The organism is Sulfitobacter sp. TCYB15 (assembly GCF_040435955.1).
Lineage (GTDB): Bacteria > Pseudomonadota > Alphaproteobacteria > Rhodobacterales > Rhodobacteraceae > Sulfitobacter > Sulfitobacter pontiacus.
In genome coordinates this window covers 365227-384776 of record NZ_CP159193.1, presented here as the reverse complement: position 1 = coordinate 384776, position 19550 = coordinate 365227, and the positions used below count along the sequence as shown (strand labels likewise).

At 61.4% G+C, this 19550-nt stretch carries 19 protein-coding genes; 7 read left to right on the top strand and 12 right to left on the bottom strand.

All coding sequences use genetic code 11. The features are described 5' to 3' along the window. From tsaE to regB, 3 genes are all read right to left on the bottom strand, one after another. On the bottom strand, positions 1-471 hold the full coding sequence (gene tsaE, locus ABM428_RS01795; protein ID WP_005850727.1) for a tRNA (adenosine(37)-N6)-threonylcarbamoyltransferase complex ATPase subunit type 1 TsaE: 471 nt from the start codon (positions 469-471) through the stop codon (positions 1-3). Between the two features lie 51 nt (positions 472-522). Then, the gene (locus ABM428_RS01790; protein WP_180828492.1) at positions 523-2034 is read right to left on the bottom strand and encodes a PAS-domain containing protein; all 1512 of its coding nucleotides are present in this window, start codon (positions 2032-2034) and stop codon (positions 523-525) included. Positions 2035-2180: 146 nt separating this feature from the next. Beyond that, positions 2181-3578, bottom strand: a complete 1398-nt coding sequence (gene regB / locus ABM428_RS01785; RefSeq protein WP_132997637.1) for a sensor histidine kinase RegB — start codon at positions 3576-3578, stop codon at positions 2181-2183. A gap of 99 nt (positions 3579-3677) precedes the next feature. On the opposite strand from regB, the gene ABM428_RS01780 reads away from it, so the two are divergent. Further along, positions 3678-4298: an SCO family protein gene (locus tag ABM428_RS01780; RefSeq protein ID WP_181358622.1), complete on the top strand. Its 621-nt coding sequence runs from the start codon at positions 3678-3680 to the stop codon at positions 4296-4298. Between the two features lie 75 nt (positions 4299-4373). Continuing rightward, a complete protein-coding gene (locus ABM428_RS01775; protein WP_037942457.1) occupies positions 4374-4928 on the top strand; it encodes an ActR/PrrA/RegA family redox response regulator transcription factor in 555 nt (184 codons plus the stop codon). A gap of 4 nt (positions 4929-4932) precedes the next feature. Here the strand turns inward: ABM428_RS01775 and ABM428_RS01770 are convergent, their stop codons facing one another. Next, a complete protein-coding gene (locus ABM428_RS01770; RefSeq protein ID WP_037942458.1) occupies positions 4933-5418 on the bottom strand; it encodes a GNAT family N-acetyltransferase in 486 nt (161 codons plus the stop codon). After that, positions 5418-6011, bottom strand: a complete 594-nt coding sequence (locus ABM428_RS01765) for an HD domain-containing protein (protein WP_037942460.1) — start codon at positions 6009-6011, stop codon at positions 5418-5420. The genes ABM428_RS01770 and ABM428_RS01765 overlap by 1 nt, the downstream gene beginning before the upstream one ends. A 71-nt stretch (positions 6012-6082) precedes the next feature. On the opposite strand from ABM428_RS01765, the gene ABM428_RS01760 reads away from it, so the two are divergent. Then, positions 6083-6385 (top strand): hypothetical protein, encoded by a 303-nt coding sequence (locus ABM428_RS01760; protein WP_005850714.1) that lies wholly within the window; start codon positions 6083-6085, stop codon positions 6383-6385. Between the two features lie 108 nt (positions 6386-6493). Next, positions 6494-7882 (top strand): adenosylhomocysteinase, encoded by a 1389-nt coding sequence (gene ahcY, locus ABM428_RS01755; protein ID WP_353628096.1) that lies wholly within the window; start codon positions 6494-6496, stop codon positions 7880-7882. A gap of 63 nt (positions 7883-7945) precedes the next feature. Here the strand turns inward: ahcY and ABM428_RS01750 are convergent, their stop codons facing one another. The 6 genes from ABM428_RS01750 to xylF all read right to left on the bottom strand — a co-directional run bounded on the left by ABM428_RS01750 (position 7946) and on the right by xylF (position 14648). Continuing rightward, positions 7946-8623 (bottom strand): DUF1045 domain-containing protein, encoded by a 678-nt coding sequence (locus ABM428_RS01750; protein ID WP_353628095.1) that lies wholly within the window; start codon positions 8621-8623, stop codon positions 7946-7948. Between the two features lie 52 nt (positions 8624-8675). Further along, on the bottom strand, positions 8676-9974 hold the full coding sequence (gene xylA / locus ABM428_RS01745; protein WP_353628094.1) for a xylose isomerase: 1299 nt from the start codon (positions 9972-9974) through the stop codon (positions 8676-8678). Between the two features lie 19 nt (positions 9975-9993). Next, positions 9994-11427, bottom strand: a complete 1434-nt coding sequence (xylB, locus tag ABM428_RS01740) for a xylulokinase (RefSeq protein WP_353628093.1) — start codon at positions 11425-11427, stop codon at positions 9994-9996. A 21-nt stretch (positions 11428-11448) separates the two neighbouring features. Next, the gene (locus ABM428_RS01735; RefSeq protein ID WP_005850705.1) at positions 11449-12192 is read right to left on the bottom strand and encodes an ATP-binding cassette domain-containing protein; all 744 of its coding nucleotides are present in this window, start codon (positions 12190-12192) and stop codon (positions 11449-11451) included. Further along, positions 12189-13508, bottom strand: coding sequence for a sugar ABC transporter permease (locus ABM428_RS01730; RefSeq protein ID WP_005850703.1), 1320 nt, complete (start codon positions 13506-13508; stop codon positions 12189-12191). The genes ABM428_RS01735 and ABM428_RS01730 overlap by 4 nt, the downstream gene beginning before the upstream one ends. Positions 13509-13625: 117 nt before the next feature. Then, positions 13626-14648 carry a D-xylose ABC transporter substrate-binding protein gene (gene xylF / locus ABM428_RS01725; RefSeq protein WP_353628092.1) on the bottom strand — a complete coding sequence of 341 codons (1023 nt, stop codon included), beginning with the start codon at positions 14646-14648 and terminating at the stop codon, positions 13626-13628. A gap of 262 nt (positions 14649-14910) precedes the next feature. On the opposite strand from xylF, the gene ABM428_RS01720 reads away from it, so the two are divergent. After that, positions 14911-16137, top strand: a complete 1227-nt coding sequence (locus ABM428_RS01720) for an ROK family protein (protein ID WP_009825683.1) — start codon at positions 14911-14913, stop codon at positions 16135-16137. An 11-nt stretch (positions 16138-16148) separates the two neighbouring features. Beyond that, entirely contained in the window at positions 16149-17648 is a 1500-nt protein-coding gene (locus tag ABM428_RS01715) for a CRTAC1 family protein (RefSeq protein WP_353628330.1), read from the top strand. Here the strand turns inward: ABM428_RS01715 and ABM428_RS01710 are convergent, their stop codons facing one another. Next, positions 17649-18998, bottom strand: coding sequence for a cytochrome c peroxidase (locus ABM428_RS01710; RefSeq protein ID WP_353628091.1), 1350 nt, complete (start codon positions 18996-18998; stop codon positions 17649-17651). 187 nt (positions 18999-19185) lie between these two features. On the opposite strand from ABM428_RS01710, the gene ABM428_RS01705 reads away from it, so the two are divergent. Next, on the top strand, positions 19186-19527 hold the full coding sequence (locus ABM428_RS01705) for a DUF2853 family protein (RefSeq protein ID WP_005850691.1): 342 nt from the start codon (positions 19186-19188) through the stop codon (positions 19525-19527). Positions 19528-19550 lie beyond the last annotated feature (23 nt).

The following is a 19550-nucleotide window of genomic DNA, read 5'->3' as shown; positions in this document are numbered from 1 at the left end:
TCATTTGCGCCAGGCCCCCAGCTTTTCGGGCCATTTATCGTCGTTCCACGTGGCAGACAGCCGCCGTGTGTCGTCGCCAGTGACCGTCAACGTCAGATCAAGCGCGTCTTCGGGGCGCAGATCGCCCAGCCTGTCGGGCCATTCCACAAGGCAGATGGCATCGCTGAACGCATCGGTCAGCCCCAGCTCTTCGATCTCGTAGACAGAGGTCAGACGATACAGATCCGCATGCCAGATCGCGGCGGCGGGGGCGTCATAGGTCTGCACCAGCGTGAAGGTGGGCGAGGGCACGTCTTCGGGCACCGCCAGCAGCGACTGGATCAGCGCCCGCGCGAAATGCGTCTTGCCCGCGCCAACGTCGCCGGTCAGTAAAACAACGTCGCCGGCAGTGAGCGCGCGCCCAAGGGTCACGGCCAGTCGGGCAGTTTGGTCTGCGTCATGCAGCGTAAGATCAAGTGCGTGTGATGCCATGCGCCAAGGTTACTTGGGCGCGGTGGTGCGCCGCAAGGCGAAAGCGGGGCGTCAGGCGTCTTGCGGCGGTTTCTCGGCTTCGGGGTTTTCAATCTCTGCCACCGGCTTTTTCGGCTGGTGAAACCGGATCAGCGTGGCCCCGTCCACTATGGGGGAAAACAGGCAGGTCAGCTCTGTCCCATTGGCAAGATACAGCGGCATGCTCCACTTCATGCGATCTTCGCGGTTGGTCACGAAATCCTCTATCTCCTGCCACAGCAGATTGGGGGCGGACCGGCGGTGCCAGCCCTGAATGGCGTCGTGGATAGAGATATCGGCAAAGGTCATGTCGGGATCGACACCCCAAAGGTCATTATACGCGGTGTTAGAGAAGGTCAGGATACCCGACGACGAAAAGACGACGATGGCATCGTCCAGCGTATCAAGCATCGCCTGCCCCTGTTCCAGCTCTGCCCTGAAGGTGCGGGTCAGGCTGACCTGGGCGCTGATATCCTCTATCAGAAAGGCCGTGGCCCCGTCGGGGTGCGGTCGGCCCTTGACCCGAAAGGTCTGCCCTGACTCAAGCGACCATATCTCTTCATAGCGGCCATCATGGGCGGCGCTGATCAGCTCGGACACGGTGGTGCGCCAGGTGGCATAATCCTTGGGCTCGGGGATTTTGCGCGCCTCGCGCAGCTTGTCGAAGAAGGTCTGGATCGCGGGGCGGGCGCTCAGGAACTGCGCCCCCAATCCGGTCAGGTCGATTAACGCCGGGTTAAACAGCACCAACTGGCTTTTGCGGTCAAATATCGCGAGCCCGATGGACAGCTGCGCAAAGGTCTTGGTCAAGGTTTGCACGAAATTGCGCTGCGCCTCTTCGGCGCGGACCAATGTGGTGATGCAGGTCGCCTGATAGCAGTTGATGCTACGCGATTGGCTGTGGGTGACCGCGTACCAGTCTTTCACCCCCGTGGTCCGGTCGCGCAAGGACAGACGGTGGGTCGCGTTGCTGAAATCGCTGGGAAACAGCCGCTGGGTTTCAATCGCCTGACCGGGGTGACAGGCGTTAAACAACTCGTGATAGGCATCGTTGTACCAAAGCAGTCGGTTTGCATGGTCCGTATGCCAAAGCGGCACCGACACGGTAGAGCGTAGCCGCGTCAGCGTGACCTCTGCCTCTGACCGCAGATCGACGCCCATATCATTGGGGTCCAGCACCACCACGCGGCACAGGTGCTTTTCCCAAGTGATGCGGATCAGCGTGTGAATCTTGGGGTCGGTGGCCGGGACGATCAACTGGCCTTCAGGCGTCGAAGGGGGTTTGTCGGGGAACATCGCGAAGCGACCTGACACGTTGTGATGCAAGTCGGACCATTCGTGAAACCCCGCCTCTAGCGGGCAAAACTGCGCTGTCGTGCCAGAGGCGTGCTGCAACACCCCGTGGTCAAAAAGATAGGACAGCTCGGGCTCCCCCCGCGGATCGGCCTTGTCGGCGGTCTCTGCGTTATCGAGCCAGAGATAGGCGATATAGCCACTCGAAAGAATGGCAAAGATCACGAGCGCAATGTCGAAGGTGGAAGCCACGGCGGGACTCAATTCTTTAGGGTTCCACTCAGTTAAGCGCCCAAATAGTTAACAGTTTATTAACCGCCGCGTGAATGGCCGTATGACCTACCGCGGAAAATCGCCGAGATCGTCTTTGGTGCCCCCCCACGCCGCTGCCGCAGGGATCAGGTGAAGCGCGTGTTCTCTCCGGTGGGCAGGGGCGTTTCGCCGTGATGCGCATCCAATTTTTCGCGGGGCCATGTGACCTTGACCACCGCACCGACGGGGGTGTCCGTCTTGGGGGCGCTGTCCGGCCCGTTGGCAAAACGAAGCTCCGCACCCGAGCGTTCAAGCAAGGTCTTGGCGATGAACAGCCCCAGCCCCATGCCTTCGTATTCGGGGCGCCGCGCGTTGCTGCGGTCCGAAGGGCGCCGCCGCATGAAAGGGTCACCGATGCGGCCAAGGATATGCGGAGGAAAGCCCGTACCATCGTCAAATATCCGGACCGAGATCACCGTGTCAGACCAGTTCGCCTCTACCCAGACCGTTGTGGCGGCGAAATCCACCGCGTTCTGCATCAGGTTGCGCAGGCCGTGGATAACCTCTGGCCGGCGCAGGATCGCGGGCTGGTCGGCGGCGTCCCCGGCATCTGGCCCGAGCCTAAATGTAAACGTTTTGCCGCGCATCCGGTGGGGTTCGGCGGCTTCTTCAAGCACCGTCATCAAGGGGGCTTGGCGCAGATGCAGATCGTCTTTGCCCGCCCGCCCCATGTCGCGCAGAATATCGCGGCACCGGTCGGCCTGATCGCGGATCAACGCGGCATCCTCTGCCAGATCGGGCTGGTCTTGCAGTTCATTCCACAGCTCGCTGCTGGCCAGTTTGATCGTGGCAAGGGGCGTGCCCAGTTCATGTGCGGCAGCGGCCACCACGCCGCCAAGGTCGGTCAGCTTCTGTTCGCGCGCCAGCGCCATCTGGGTGGCGGCCAAGGCGTCGGCCATCGAATGGATCTCGGTGGTGACGCGGCGGGAATAGGCGGTAGAGAACACAATCGCGATCACCAGCGCGATCCAGATGCCGAAGATAAAGATGCCCGGCAGCTCAAGCACGCCCCCATCTTGTGTGATCAACGGCAGGTGAAACAGCGCCAGCCCCGTCGCCAGCCCAATGGCTGTGCCACAAAGCACGATGGTCGACCGCAGGCTCAGCGCCGTGGCAGAGATGGTCACCGGCCCCAGCAACAGCAGCGAAAACGGATTATGCAGCCCGCCCGTCAAAAACAGCAGAAAGGCCAGCTGTACCAGATCGAACAGCACCATCAGCAGGTTTTCATACTCAGACAAACGCTTGTTTTCGGGAAACACCAGAATGGCGATCAGATTACCGATCACCGACACGCCAATCGCGAAATAGCACAGCCCCAGTTCCAGCTGCAGGCCAAAGATGCGTTGCGCGACGGTGATCGCCGTCAGTTGCCCCGCAATCGCCACCCACCGCAGCACGATCATTGTGCGCAGGCGGATCCAGTTGGCACGCGCGCCCTTGCCCAGGCCTCTACCCACGGGAATGTTAGCGGCCTGCGTCATCGGCGCACCTTTTCAAAATGTCGGTTACGTTGATAAAGGGAAAGCGTAGGTCTGTGTCCGACCGGGATCAAGAGCGCCTAACCGCGCAGGAGAATGAATATGAGAAGAGTGTTGGCAATTGGCGCGGTGTTGGTCGTGCTGGCGTTTCTGGCGGTATCCCTGATGCTGGTATACCGGACCGATGGCGACAGCGACAAATACGCGCAGTGCAAGAACTCTGCCGTGGCCGGTGGTGCCGAATTGGGCGGGCCGTTCGAACTGGTGAACGCCCAAGGCCAGACCGTGACGGACGCGGATGTGATCACCGAGCCCAGCCTCGTTTACTTTGGCTATACCTTCTGCCCGGACGTCTGCCCGCTGGATGTGGACCGCAACGCCCGCGCCGTGGATGAGCTGGAGGCGCGTGGTATGTCCGTGACGCCGGTGTTCATTTCTGTCGATCCTGCCCGCGATACCCCTGAAGTTGTTGGAGATTTCGCCGCCAACATGCACCCCAAGATGATCGGGCTGACCGGATCGCCCGCACAGGTCAAAGCGGCAAGCGATGCCTACCGCACCTATTACAAGGCGCATGAGGATGAAGGCGAAGACTACCTAGTGGACCATTCGACCTTTAGCTATCTGGTGATGCCGGGCGAAGGTTTCGTCGATTTCTTCCGCCGCGATGTCCCACCAGAGCAGCTGGCCGACAAGGTCGCCTGCTTTGTGGAACATCAGTAAAAATTTGACCAAGCTAGGCCACCGCCACATATCTGGATAAAGTCCCGGTACAACATTCAACCAGTGGAGCATGATATGGTTCAGGAAAATGCGCTTGATCTCGGCGAGGATCGGTCCCTCCTTCTGGTGGATGATGACGAACCGTTTCTGCGCCGCCTTGCCAAGGCGATGGAGAAGCGCGGCTTTGACGTAGAAACCGCCGGTTCCGTCGCTGCCGGTGTGGCCATCGCCACCGCGCGGCCCGCGGCCTATGCGGTGGTCGATCTGCGGTTGCAGGACGGCAACGGGCTGGATGTGGTCGAGGTGCTGCGCGACAAACGCCCCGATGCGCGGGTTGTGGTGCTGACCGGCTACGGTGCCATCGCCACCGCCGTCGCCGCGGTCAAGATCGGTGCGACGGATTATCTGTCAAAACCCGCTGATGCCAATGACATCGTGAACGCTCTGCTGGCCACGGGCGATGACATGCCGCCGCCACCGGAAAACCCCATGAGCGCGGATCGTGTGCGGTGGGAACATATCCAGCGTGTCTACGAGCTGTGCGATAGAAACGTGTCCGAAACGGCGCGGCGGCTGAACATGCACCGCCGGACCTTGCAGCGCATCCTGGCAAAACGGTCCCCGCAGTAACGCGCTACACGTCGTAGCGTTTGCTGATCTTGTCCACGACCTGACCCGAGGCAAGCGAGACCCCTTCGTCATAGTGCCAGTCGCGAAACCCGCGGCTTTGGTAATAGGTCAGCCCGCCGTGGTTGTCGGCGCGGATCGTGGCGTTGATCCAGACATACCCCAGCCGTGCCGCTGCCTGCGCGGTGGCATCAAACAGCGCGGACCCGATGCCCAGACCGGTACGACCAACCTGCACAAAGCTCGCGATGTCGCAGGCCTCGGGCGGCAGATCGGGGTGCGGGCTGATCCACTGGAACCCCACGACGTTTTCCTGATCGTCCAGCGCCACATGCCACGCGCTTTGATCGGCGTTGCTGGCCATCCATTCGGTCAGATCCTTGCCGGTGACAGGGCGGGTCATCGCGGTGGTGCCCCCGATGGTGATGATCTCGTTCAGCAGCTGCGCCATATTGCCGGCATCCAGCGCGATTGGCGGGCGGACCTTGACCATCACAGCGCGCCCAGCAAATCCAGATGCCGCGCGGTGAAGTCATTGCGCGTGTCCACCGGCGGGCGCAGCACGATCGACAGCCCCTCCATCAGAGCGGGGTTGGGCCGGCCAAAGAACTTGGACGCCTCTGCCTCCGAGAAACCGGCGATCTGCGTCGCCTCCATCCAGGCGCTGACCTTATCGGCGCGCTTGATCTGCTGCTTGACCGATTTCGGCAGCGCCGCAGGCAGCCCAAAGCGGATATGGATCGCGGACATCAGCCGGTCATCCAGCGCGCCATATTCCGGCCCGACCGCCGCCTTCACCGGAGATATCATATCGCCGATCACATATTCCGGTGCATCATGCAGCAGCGCGGCCAACCGCCACTTTGGCGGGGCCTTGGGGTTCATCCGGCCATAAATCGTCTCGACCAGCAGCGAATGTTCGGCCACGGAATAGGCAAAATCCCCCCGCGTTTGCCCGTTCCACCGCGCGACAAAGGCCAGCCCGTGGGCGATATCCTCGATCTCTATATCGACCGGCGTCGGGTCCAGCAGGTCAAGCCTGCGGCCGGATAACATACGTTGCCATGCACGGGATTGCTGCGCCATTCTATTGATCTGCCTTTGACACGTGGAACATTTGCGGGTTTCGCCGTGTTCTTCCCACGAAGGAGACGATCATGAAACCTGTTATTTCTGCTCTCACACTCGCACTTGGCCTCGGGACCGTGGCCGCACCCGCAATGGCAAGCGATGTCTGCATGCCCGCGCAAGAGCTGAAGGCGTCGCTGGTGGATTGGTACGGCGAAACGCCGGTTGAAGGCCAGGACGACGGCGCGGTCCAAATCTGGGCCTCGGATGACACAGGCACATGGTCTGCTGTAAAGACCCTGTCGAACGGAATGGCCTGCGTCACCGCGCAGGGCGCAAACTGGATGGCGGGGATGACCACGGACGAGATGATCGTCGCCTCGGCAGAGTAACCGTTTCGTGTGGCGCTTGACCGCCACCGTTGAGATCACCGCATCAAAGTGCTACGGCCCTTTTCAAATATACGATACATAGCCGATCTTTTGAAAAGGGATGCCCCGATGGCCAACGATTACATCGTTAAAGACATTAGCCTTGCCGCCTATGGCCGCAAGGAACTTGATATCGCAGAAACCGAAATGCCCGGCCTGATGGCCCTGCGCGCGGAATACGGCGACAGCAAACCGCTGTCCGGTTCGCGCATCGTGGGCTCGCTGCACATGACGATCCAGACCGCTGTTCTGATCGAAACGCTTGTCGCATTGGGGGCCGATGTCCGTTGGGCGTCCTGCAACATCTTCTCTACCCAGGATCACGCGGCGGCGGCGATTGCCGAAGGCGGCACGCCTGTTTTCGCGATCAAGGGGCAATCGCTGGAAGAGCATTGGGATTATCTGGACAAATCCTTCCAGTTCCCCGACGGCCCGAACCTGATCCTTGATGATGGCGGCGATGCGACGCTGTACATCCTGCTGGGCGCCCGTGCCGAAGCTGGCGAAGACGTGATCCCCGTGCCAACGTCGGAAGAAGAAGTCGCGATCAAGGCGCAGATCAAAAAGCGGATGGCGCAATCCCCCGGCTGGTTCACCAAGATGCGCGACCAGATCAAGGGCGTGTCCGAGGAAACCACCACAGGCGTCCACCGTCTGTATGATCTGGTGAAGCAAGGCCAGCTGCCCTTCCCCGCGATCAACGTCAACGACAGCGTTACCAAGTCCAAGTTCGACAATAAATACGGCTGCCGTGAATCGCTGGTCGACGGTATCCGCCGCGCGACAGACGTGATGATGGCCGGTAAGGTTGCTGTCGTCTGTGGCTATGGCGACGTTGGCAAAGGCTCTGCCGCATCGCTCGCCGGTGCCGGTGCCCGCGTGAAAGTGACCGAAGCCGACCCGATCTGCGCGCTGCAAGCCGCGATGGACGGGTTCGAGGTTGTCCTGCTGGAAGACGTGCTGGACACTGCCGACATCTTCATCACCACCACCGGCAACAAGGACGTGATCCGCATCGAGCATATGCGCGAGATGAAGGACATGGCGATCGTCGGCAACATCGGCCACTTTGACAATGAAATCCAGGTTGCCGCGCTGAAGAACCACAAGTGGACCAACATCAAGGAACAGGTCGACATGATCGAGATGCCTTCGGGCAACCGTCTGATCCTGCTGTCCGAAGGCCGTCTGCTGAACCTTGGCAACGCGACTGGTCACCCGTCCTTTGTCATGTCCGCGTCTTTCACCAACCAGGTGCTGGCGCAGATCGAACTGTGGGAAAACACCGGCAAATACGAGAACAAGGTCTATATCCTGCCCAAGCATCTGGACGAAAAAGTCGCCCGTTTGCACCTTGATCGTATCGGCGTGAAACTGACCCAGCTGAGCAGCGAACAAGCCGCTTATATCGGCGTCACACCCGAAGGCCCGTTCAAGCCCGAACACTACCGCTACTAAGCCGGTTCATACCGTCTGACAAAACGCCGCCTTGCAAGAATGCAGGGCGGCGTTTTTCGTGGGTCAGCTGCCAAGCGCGAAGCGTTCGACCTCGTGAAACCGCCCCTGCGCATCCTCGCCACAAAGCGTCAGACTATCGATGGTGAAGGGGGCAGGGGTATCTGACACTAAATAGCGGTGCAGAGCCGTTTTCACGGGGTCGATCTGATCGGGCGCAAGCGGCCCGGTGAGGGTGATGTGAAAGCGGAAATACTCCATAATATGGGGGTATCCGTAGGTTTTGAGGTAGATCCGCTGCTGATCGGTCAGGTAGGGGGCGTTCTTGCGCGTGAACTCCGCCTCTGACAGCGGCGCGCGGAAGGCGTCCAGCACCACATTGGCAGAGGCCGCAAGACTGCCAAGCGCGGTCGTGTCGCCCTGCGGCACCAGCGCCAGGAACCGCCCGATCTGCGACAGCGCCAGCCCGTCCAACTGCACCGGAGCCTGCCCTTCGCAAAAAGCGGCGAGGCCATCAGTCAGCTGTGCCGCGCTGGTCGCATCTGCCAGAAAGAACGGCGCCTTGACCGTCCCGTGTAGCCCGTATTTGCGCGGTCGCTGGGTCAGCTTGGCAATATCAAGCCCCGCGATATCGGGATGTGCCACAGCTTCGCCCGCCTGCACATCCCAACCCAACCAGGCCGCGCCCCGCCGGGCAAAATCCCCCGGCGGCGGCGTATAGTAAATGGCGTAGCGTTTGAACATCTTGGGCCCCTTTATCGGTCAGCCTAGACCCCTAGCAGCGCCATGTAACAGCTTAAAGATAGCGGTTTACCAGATTTTCCAGCGCTTCCTGACGGCCCGAGGCGGGCTGCGGGTTCAGCGCATCGGCTTTGACCTGCGCGTTGATCGTCTCCAGATCGCTGCTCAGCAGGCCTTGGCCGCGTTCAGAGCCCCAACCGGCATAGCGCGCATCACGCGCCGCTTCGAGCTTGCCATCCTCCAGCATCGCGGCGGCGGCTTTCAGGCCCTTGGCACAAACATCCATCGCACCGACATGGGCCAAAATCAGATCTTCGGCGTCCAGCGACTGGCGGCGCAGTTTGGCGTCAAAGTTGGTGCCGCCGGTGGTGAAACCGCCCGCTTTCAACACTTCGTAATAGGCCAGCGCGACTTCGGGGACGGAATTGGGGAACTGGTCGGTGTCCCAGCCTGACTGGTAATCGTTGCGGTTCATGTCGATCGACCCGAAAATCCCAAGCGCCGAGGCCATGGCCAATTCGTGTTCAAACGAATGCCCGGCAAGAATGGCGTGACCCTGTTCGATGTTCACCTTCACCTCGTTCTCAAGCCCGTAATCCTTGAGGAAACCATAGACGGTGGCCACGTCGTAATCATACTGGTGTTTGGTCGGTTCCTGCGGTTTAGGCTCGATCAGGATGGCACCCTTGAAGCCGATCTTGCGGGCGTATTCGACGGACATCTGCAAGAAACGCCCCGCCTGTTCGCGTTCGCGTTTCAGGTCGGTGTTCAGCAGCGTTTCATAGCCTTCGCGCCCGCCCCACAGCACATAATTCTCGCCGCCCAGCTTGTGGGTGACGTCGATACATTCCTTCACCGTCGCGGCGGCATAGGCAAAGATATCGGGGTCGGGGTTTGTGGCAGCGCCCGACATATAGCGGCGGTTGGAAAACAGGTTGGCCGTGCCCCAAAGCAGCTTGGTGCCCGTCTGCTCCATCTTTTCGCCGAAATAGTCAGTGATCTCGTGCAGCCGCGCGGTGCTTTCGGCAAAGGTATCGCCCTCGGGGCGGACATCGGCGTCGTGGAAGCAGAAATACGGCTGACCGAGGATCTTGAACATATCAAACGCGGTGTCAGCCTTGGCGCGGGCGGCTTCCATCGTGGTGTCGAACCACGGGCGCAGGAAGGTCTGGCCGCCAAAAGGGTCGCCGCCTTCCCATGCGAAACTGTGCCAATAGGCGACGGCAAAGCGCAGATGCTCTGCCATCGTCTTGCCCATCAGCATCTCGTCGGGATTATAGCTGCGATAGGCGAAATCATGGTCCGCTTGCGGGTCGTAAGAGATCGTCGGGATGCCGTCGAAAAAGCTGGTCATGGGGATGGTCCTTCTTGTCTTAGCGCAAATGTTTTACGGCGCTATACGTGTCTGAATATCGGGCGTGGGCCTCTGAAAAGGCGTCGACTAGAGCTGGAACAGGCTCTATCACGCGGGAAATGGGGGGCGGCACGGCGATCTCGGCTCCGGCACCGGCGGCGGCCATACGACCCAAGCGCGCTGCCCCAAGGGCACCGCCAAAGTCACCCGCGGCGGGCAGCTGGATCGGCATGTTCAGCGACGTTGCAATGGCCGACAGCCAATAGTCGGATTTAGACCCGCCGCCGACGGCGATCAGGCTGTCGATGTGGGTGCCGGTGTGCCGCATCGCGTCGAAACTGTCGCGCAGGGCGTGGGTGACCCCTTCCAGCACTGCGCGGGTCATGGCGGCGCGGTCGGTGTTATGGGCCAGATGCAGGAAACCACCCCGGATATTGGCGTCGTTATGGGGCGTCCGCTCGCCCCCGAGATAGGGCATAAAGATCGTGCGGCCGGGAGCCTGTAGCGCGCCCAGATCAGAGGTGAGCGTCCGCGCGTCCTCGTTCAACACACCAGCCAGCCAATTAAGCGAATCCGTGGCCGACAGGATCACCCCCATCTGGTGCCACAGGTCCGGCAGCGCGTGGCAAAAGCTGTGCAGCGCGCTTTCAGGTGCCGCGGCATAGCCCGGCGTCGCGGCAAACAGCACGCCCGAGGTGCCAAGCGAGACGAACGCCTGACCCGGCTTCACCACACCCATCCCGATGGCCGAGGCGGCATTATCGCCGCCGCCCCCCGCAACAGGGATCCCCGCAGGTAGGCTCAGTTGCGCAGCGATAGAGCCGCTTAGGTGCCCTGACACCTGCGATCCTTCAACCAGTGATGGCATCTGTGCCCGCGTCAGGCCAGATCGTTCCAGCAAAGCGTCGGACCAGTCGCGCGCGCCGGTATCCAGCCAGCTTGTGCCCGCGGCATCCGACATCTCTGAAACGGCTTCGCCCGTCAGCCAGAAGCGCAGCGCGTCCTTGGGCAGCAGCACCTTGGCGATCCGCGCGAATATATCGGGCTCATGGTCGCGCACCCATTCCACTTTGGGCGCGGTGAAACCGGGGAACACAATGTTGCCCGTGACCGCGCGCCAGAGGGGGTCAGCATCCATCGCGGCGGCCTGTGCTGCGGCGCGGGTGTCGTTCCACAGCATACAGGGGCGCAGCGGCGTGCCCGCGGCATCCAGCAGGGTCGCGCCATGCATATGCCCGCTAAGCCCGATGCCCTGCACAGCGGCCAGATCAACCCCCAGCCCTGCAATCGCATCGGCGCAGGCGGTGAACCAATCGCGCGGGTTCTGTTCGACCCAGCCATCGTGGGGGCGCGACACCTGCAAGGGTGCCACGCTTTCCGCGATGATGTTTTCCGCGTCGTCCACCAGCAGGGCTTTCAGCCCAGAGGTGCCAAGATCAAGCCCCAGAAACATGGTTTTCCCCTTTGTCAGCGCCTATGCGGCGTCGCGCGCCTTGCCCATGATGATCATGCTCAGGATGTCATCCTCGGTCACGTCGCCGACCTTTTCGGTGCCGATCAGCGCGCCGTTTTTCATCACCGACACACGGTCGCACAGCTCAAGCATCTCGCGGGTGTCGTGGCTGATCAGGAAGATGCCAAGCCCTTGGGCCTTCAGCTCTTTGATCAGATCGGCAACCATCTTGCTTTCATGCACCCCAAGAGCGGCGGTCGGTTCGTCCATGATCAGGATCTTGGCGTTGAAATAGACCGCGCGGGCAATCGCAACCGATTGCCGCTGACCGCCCGAAAGCGCCGAGACAGGCTCGCTTATCTTCTTAAAGTTGGGGTTGAGCCGCGCCATGATCTTGCGGGTCTCTGCCTCCATCCGCGCATCATCCACGAGGCCGAATTTATTGGTCAGTTCGCGCCCCAGAAACAGGTTGCTGGGCGCATCAAGGTTATCGGCCAGCGCCAGTGTCTGGTAGATGGTCTCGATGTTGTGGCGGCGGGCGTCACGGGGCGAATGGATGCTGGCTTTCTTGCCCTCGATCCAGATTTCGCCCTCGTCCATCTGATAGGCACCGGCAAGGATCTTGATCAGCGTGGATTTCCCCGCGCCATTGTGCCCCAACAGGCCGACGACCTCGCCCGGATACAGGTCCAGCGACACGTTATCGACGGCACGCACCCCCCCGAAGGACAGCGAGATATTCTTGAGCTCTACAAGCGGTGTCATGATTTCCCTCCCATACGGCGGCGATAGACGATGTCGATCCAGACGGCGAAGACAAGAACCGCACCGACGACGATGTTTTGCAGCGGTGCGTCAACGCCCACCATAGCCATGCCCGATTGCAGCGATTGCATGATCAAGGCACCCAGAATGGCCCCGTGGATCGTCCCTATACCACCCGCCAGAGCCGTGCCGCCAATGACAGCCGCCGCGATGACACGCAGTTCGTCCAAAGTGCCGATGTCGTTCGAGTGGTTGGTCAAACGGGCGGAGGCAACAACCGCGGACAGCGCCACCAAGGCCCCCATCAGGGCAAAGACCTTGACCGTCAGCAGACGGGTGTTGATGCCCGACAGCTCTGCCGCGTCGGGGTTGCCGCCCGTGGCAAAGATATAGCGCCCCAGCCGCGTGCGTTTGGCCATCACGGTCATGCCAATCGCCAGCGCGATCAGCAGCAACACCGAATAGGGGATGCCGTAAGACGCGGTATAGCCTTCGGGCATCACATCGCCACGGGCCTTGAACTCGCGCATCAGACGCGCGGTCGGAACCTCGTAGGCGTTCAGGATGGCGACAAAACCCAGAATGCCCACGGCGATGATCAGACCGACCAGCACCTCGGCCCAAACCGGTTTCACGTGAAACCCGTGGTTGACCTTGTTGCGCCGTGACGACCACAGCGCCCAAAGCGCCAGAACCACGGCGATCAGCCCGACGACCCAAGACCATGTCTCGCCCAGGGTTCCGTTGATTCCGCCGAACTTGCGGAAGGTTTCGTCCAGCGGCCCGATGGTCTGACCGTCGGTCATATACCACGCCACGTTGCGCCAGATCAGCAGTCCGCCAAGGGTCACGATGAAGGCGGGGATCGTGAGGAAGCCGATCAGCCAGCCCTGAAACGCGCCGATGATGGTGCCAAACAGCAGGCCGACGACGATGGCGATCCAGGGGATCATCGGATGCCCCAGCCCCATGCCCAGCATACGCGGCAGGATATCGGTCTGGGTCATCGCCATCGCGGCAGAGCAGGTGGCCAGCATCGCGCCGACCGACAGGTCGATGTGACGGGTCACGATCACGAAGACCATACCGGTCGCCATAATGGCAACGCTGACGGTCTGGATCGTGAGGTTGAAAATATTGCGCGGCGTCAGAAAGCGCCCGTCGGTCAGCACGTTGAACACGAGGCAGACCAGAATGAACGCACCGATCATCCCTAACAGACGGGTATCGATTTCGAGCTGGCTAAGAAAAGAGCGCTTGGGCGCTGTCGGCGACGGATGTACATCTGCCCCGGTTTCGGTGGTCGTATCTGTCATGTGATTGGCTTCCGGATTGGTTCGCAATGTCAATCAGCGGGGCCGCAAAGCGCGGCAGCCGGGCTGAAGCAAACGGGTGGCACACCCCGCATCAGGGGCGGGGTGTGCGTTTTGGTCTTAGTTACAGGCCGCGACGTCTGTCACGCCTTGGCACAGGGCTTCTTTCGAAATCCAGCCGGCGTCCAGAACCGCGTTCAGGTTGTCGATGGTGACAGGCACGGGGGCCAGAAACTTGGCCGACAGGGCTGTGCCCGCAGGGGATGTCCATTCCTGCGCGCCGTCCACGTCTGCCATCTCGGTGCCGCCGGCAAGGGCAACAGCGATTTCGGCAGCGTTCTTGCCCAGATCACGGGCGTCTTTCCAGACGCTGACGGTCTGCGTGCCCTTGGCAACACGGTTCAGCGCCGCGTGGTCGCCGTCCTGGCCGGACACGGGCGTGCCTTCCATGCCTTGCGCGGTCAGCGCGGCAACGGTGCCGCCTGCTGTCCCGTCATTGGAGGCAACAACCGCATCAACGTTATTGTCTTGCGCGGTCAGGATCTGCTCCATGTTGCGCTGTGCGTTGGCGGGCAGCCAGCCGTCGGTATAGGCTTCGGCAACGATGGTGATATCGCCCGCATCAATCGCGGATTGCAGCACTTCTTGCTGGCCGCCGCGCAGGAAGTCGGCGTTCGGATCGGTGGGCGAGCCCTTGATCATCACATAGTTGCCCTTTGGCATCGCTTCCAGCACGGCACGCGCTTGCATACGGCCCACCTCGACGTTGTCGAAGGTCAGGTAAAAGGCGCGGGGGTCTTCGATCAGGCGGTCATAGCCCACAACCGGAATACCTTCGTCCGCGGCTGCGGTGATTGCGGGGCCGATGGCCTGGCTGTCTTGGGCAAGGATGATCAGCGCATCAACGCCTTGGGCGATCAGGCTTTCCACATCCGACAACTGCTTGGCCGACGACGATTGCGCATCGGCGCTGACATATTTCGCACCGGCAGCGTCCAGCGCGGCCTTGATCGCGGCCTCGTCTGTTTTCCAGCGCTCTTCTTGGAAGTTCGACCAGCTCACGCCGACGGTGATATCCTCGGCTGCTGCAGTCTGAGTGAAGCCAGCAGTGGCGACGGCCGCTGCCATAAAGAGTTTACGCATTTCTTTCCTCCCAGATGAAATGATCCGATGTCCTTGGTGGCATCGGTGACGTCGTAGTATGAGGTTGCGCACTTTAATTCAGTTGTCAAAATAAATTTTACATTATGACACAAAGAATTTGACACAGATCGGCAAAACACGGCTTATTTCCTGTGGGAGACAGAGGGATTAACCTGTTGCAGGGGAATTTCAAAATACATCGGGAGGATAAAGTTTGGCGAGCGAACTAATTCGCGACCTTGGGTCGGAGGGGTCAAAACTTGTGTCTTCAGGCTGTGGCCCGCTGCTGGCCTTGCCGCAGGATGATACACGCCCGCTGCGCCAACAGGTGTTTGAACAGGTCCGCGCGAACGGGCAGATGCCGCGCATGGATGTGGCGCGCAAGCTCAACATCAGCCCCGGGTCGGTGACCACCATTACCTCTGATCTGATCGCGCGCGGTCTGCTGCAAGAGGTAGAGGACAGCCAGCGCGGCCCCAGCCGTGGCCGCCCGCCCATTGCCCTGCGGGTCGCTCCGCAAAGCCGTTTCGTCGTGGGCATGAAGCTGTCGGACGAACGCCATACCGCGGTATTGCTGGATCTTGCCGGCACGATCATCGCCGAGGCCCATGTCGCCAGTGCATCGCTGCGGCAGTCTACCGAAGATATGTTGACCGAAGTCAGTTCCCTCATGGACAGGCTGTTGCAGAAATCGGGACGCGTAATGTCCGACATCAGCGCCGTGGGAATCGGCTTGCCCGGGCTGGTGGATGCGAGCCTCGGGATCGTGAAATGGTCGCCGGTGATGCTGGACACGGATATGCCGCTGCGCGATCTGCTGTCGAAAACGCTGGGGCTGCCTGTGTCCTTGGACAATGACACCAACCTGCTGACGCTGGCCGAGCTGTGGTTCGGGGCCGGTCGGGGGATTTCCAACTTTGCCGTGGTGACCATTGAACGCGGCGTCGGCATGGGGCTGGTGCTGAACAACCGGCTGTTCCGCGGTGCCCTTGGCCCGGGGATGGAACTGGGCCACACCAAGGTGCAGTTGGACGGTGCCCTGTGCCGTTGCGGGCAGCGCGGCTGTCTTGAGGCCTATGTCGCCGATTACGCCATTATCCGCGAGGCAGGCACCGCGTTTGAACGCGACCCGCGCGCCGAAAGCTCTGCCGTGTCGATGATCGAAACCCTGTATGACGAAGCGAACGCAGGCAACGAGGCCGCGCTCGCGATCTTTAACCGCGCCGGACGGTTCCTGAGCGTCGGGCTTGCCAATATCGTGCAGTTGTTTGACCCCGAACGGATCATTCTCAGCGGCGAACGGATGCGCTATGACTATCTGAACGTTGACGATGTGTTAAGCGAGATGAACTCTATGATCCTACCCGCAGGCCGCGCGCCGACCCCTGTCGATATCCACGCTTGGGGCGGGTCCGTCTGGGCGAAAGGGGCCGCCGCACTGGCCTTGTCCGATGTGACCGACGCCCTGCTGGGGGAGAATGCTGCGTGATCCATCGTTTGATGGCGGCAGCCTGTGTTTTTGCCTCTGCTGCCCATGCCGATCCGTTGTTTCAGGACATCAGCGCGGGCCTGCCCGACCACCATTATACCGGCGGGTGGGAACATTTTGTAGGCGGCGGTGTGTCGGCGTTTGACTGTTCGGGCGACGGGCTGCCCGATCTGGTGGCCGCAGGCGGCACCGCGCCGCTATTGCTGCTCAAAAACGTCTCTGACACGGGGGAAATCGCCTTTGAACGAGCTGTGATCGACCCCGAGATTACGGGGGCCACGGGGGCCTATCCTGTCGATATGAACGGTGACGGGCTGCTTGATCTATATGTCATGCGCGTCGGGCCGGACCGCGTGCTTCAGGGCGGCGCGGATTGCCAGTTCACCGATGTGACAGAGGCATGGGGGATCCCGCAAACCGATCAATGGACCACCGCCTTCACCGCCTGGTGGGAGGATGGCGCATCCTTTCCCACGCTTGCTGTCGGCCATTATGTTGACCGCGCCAATCCCGACGGGCCGTTTGGCGCCTGTGATACCAACACGCTGCTCGCGCCCAAGGGCGGCACCGCGCCCCGCTATACCGCGCACGCGCTGTCGCCGGGGTATTGCGCCCTCTCGATGCTTGCCGCAGAGGATGCGCGTGGGCTCAAATCGCTGCGAATCTCCAATGATAGACACTATTATGTCTCCGGCGGGGCGGAGCAGATGTGGGATATCGCCGAACAGCGGTTCCTGACCGAAGCGGACGGCTGGGCCAAAGTCTCGCTTTGGGGGATGGGGATCGCCAGCCGTGACCTGACCGGCGACCAACGGGACGAGCTGATGCTCACCTCTATGGGGGACCAACTGATGCAGGTGGCGCAAGCCGACGGCAGCTATCGCGGCGCGCCCTATGACATCGGCACCTATGCGCAGCGCCCCTATGTGCCCGGCGATGGCCGCCCGTCTACCGGATGGCACGCCAGTTTCGCCGATGTGAACAACGATGGCCGCGCCGATCTGTTTATCGCCAAGGGCAATGTCGACCAGATGCCCGGCATGGCGATGCGCGATCCGAATAATCTGTTGATCCAAGGGGCGGATGGCCGCTTTACCGAGGCCGGCGACACCGCAGGTGTGGCCGATATCGCGCGGTCACGGGGGGCGACACTGGCGGATTTTGATGGCGACGGGCTCCTGGATCTTGCCGTGGTGAACCGGCGCGCGCCGATGCGTATGTATCGCAATGTGACGCCCGAGGCAGGCCGCTTTGTGCGCATCGCGGTGCGGGGCGCGGGCGGCAATCGCTTTGCCGTGGGGGCGCGGGTGATCGTGACGGTGGGCGACGCCGTGCAAAGCCAGCAGATCACCCTTGGCGGCGGTCATGCGGGGGCGGTGCTGGCACCGCTGCATTTCGGCATCGGCGACGCGGCAGAAGCATCGGTGCAGGTCCGCTGGCCCGATGGCACGCAAAGCGACCCCATGCGCATGACGGCAGGCGATGAGATCACGGTCACGCAGCCCGATTGATCAGGGCACACCGCCCACGGCCAGCCCGCTTGGCACCGTGTCAGGGATACCCAAGCGCCCCGACAGCGCCTGCGGGTCATCCAGACTGCGCAAGAAAGACACTAACGCGGCGATATCACCGGGATTCAGCCCTTTGGGCGCGCGGATCATCGCGGCTTGGGTGATGGCATCGCGGGCGGCGGGGTCGTCCATCTCGCGCCAGTCATCCCCGTCCAGCGGCGGCAGGCGCACCCCGTTCCTGTCAGCCGCGCCGGGGGCAAAGCGTTTCGCCGCGCGGGCCGGATCCATATGATCGCGCAAGAACTTCTCTATCTGGCTGTGCCCGCCCGCATGCCCCCAAGGGCCGGTCTGCATCACATTGCGCAGGGACGGCGTGCGAAACGCATAGGCATCGGCCCCATTTCCAGTCACGCCCATACGCCCCGTATCGCGGGTGTGGGTTTCAAACACGGCCGCCTTGCCGGGGCCAAGCTGCGGTGCCCCCATGGCGTGAAAACTATGGTCAGTCTGGAACGCCCCCGCGTGGCAGGTGCTACAGCCCGCCTCGCCATAAAACAGCGCCATGCCCTTTTGCGCATCGGCGTCCAACGGGGCTGACCGATCGCGCAGATAGGCATCAAAGGCAGAGCTGTCTGACCGCCATTCATGGGCCACAAAGACGGCAATCGCGTTTGAAATATCGGTAAATCCGATGTCGTCGGGCGTGGTGATATGATCATAGACCGATTGGAACCGCCGCGCATAGTCGGGCAAGCCCGCCACCCGTCGCGCCAGAATATCCCACGCCCCGCCCTGCGCCGTGATCAGACCCTGACGCACGGCTTTGGCAACGTCATTCTCCATATTCTGGCCGGCCATCTCGTCGGGGCTGAGCACCGGAAACATGGTTTGGGCCGAGAGCAGAGACGCAAAACCGTCAAGCATATCGTCGTCCAGCGGCGTGCGGAAACCGGACGGCATCTCGGCGTCAACCTCGATCCGGCCATCGTGGAACAGCACGGTGAATTCCCTTGCGCCCAGATTGAACAAGGCAGGCGAATTGCGCGGGATGCGGTGGGGCGGCATGTTGTCGGGATCCCCGCGCCGTTCCAGCCCCAGCCCGACCCCACCTTCGCCCAGACCTAGCGACACGCCATCGCTGGTGGCAAAATCAGGGTGGTGACAGGTGGCGCAGGCGATATTGCGGTTGCCCGACAGGATCGGATCGTAAAACAGCAACTGCCCGAGGATCGCCTCGTCCAGATCAACGGGCGCAAAGCTGGCCGGATCAACGGGATCGGGCAGCGGTCCTGCAACGCTGGGAAACGGCGCAAGACAAAGGGCGAAAGCGGTGGCGAGGGCGGTCTTCATCCTCGTAGTTTTGCGGAAAAACCGCTTCGGTACAAGCGTGTGACGCGGGGCGAGCCGCAATCAAGACATGCCGAAAACCGCACAGACCAACGCAGGCGGGAAAAATTTCTTTTGCGCGCGTCAAAACCGCTTTAGGGTCTGAAACAAGGCCGGAAACATCGGTCAAATCAACGGTTGGAGACCACGAATGGGCAAAAGAGATGAATGGATCGCGAAATATGCCGACGATCTGCAAACGAAATGCGGCATGACGCCAGATATGGACCTGCTGACGAAAGTGACTATCGGTTGCGGTCCGTCGATCTATAACGCTGACGCGCAGACCATCGCCGCGTCGCAGGAAAGCGAGCTTGAGCTGGTCAAGAACAACTTCCTCATCAAAAAGCTTGGTCTCTCGGATAGCCCCGAGCTTATGGACGGTATCCACAAGGCCGTAGAGACTTACGGCAAATCCGAGCGGAACAAATACCGCGCGGTGGTCTACTATATGCTGACCAAACACTTCGGCAAAGAATCCGTTTACGCGTAAATCTGACCCTGCCGAACTGAAAA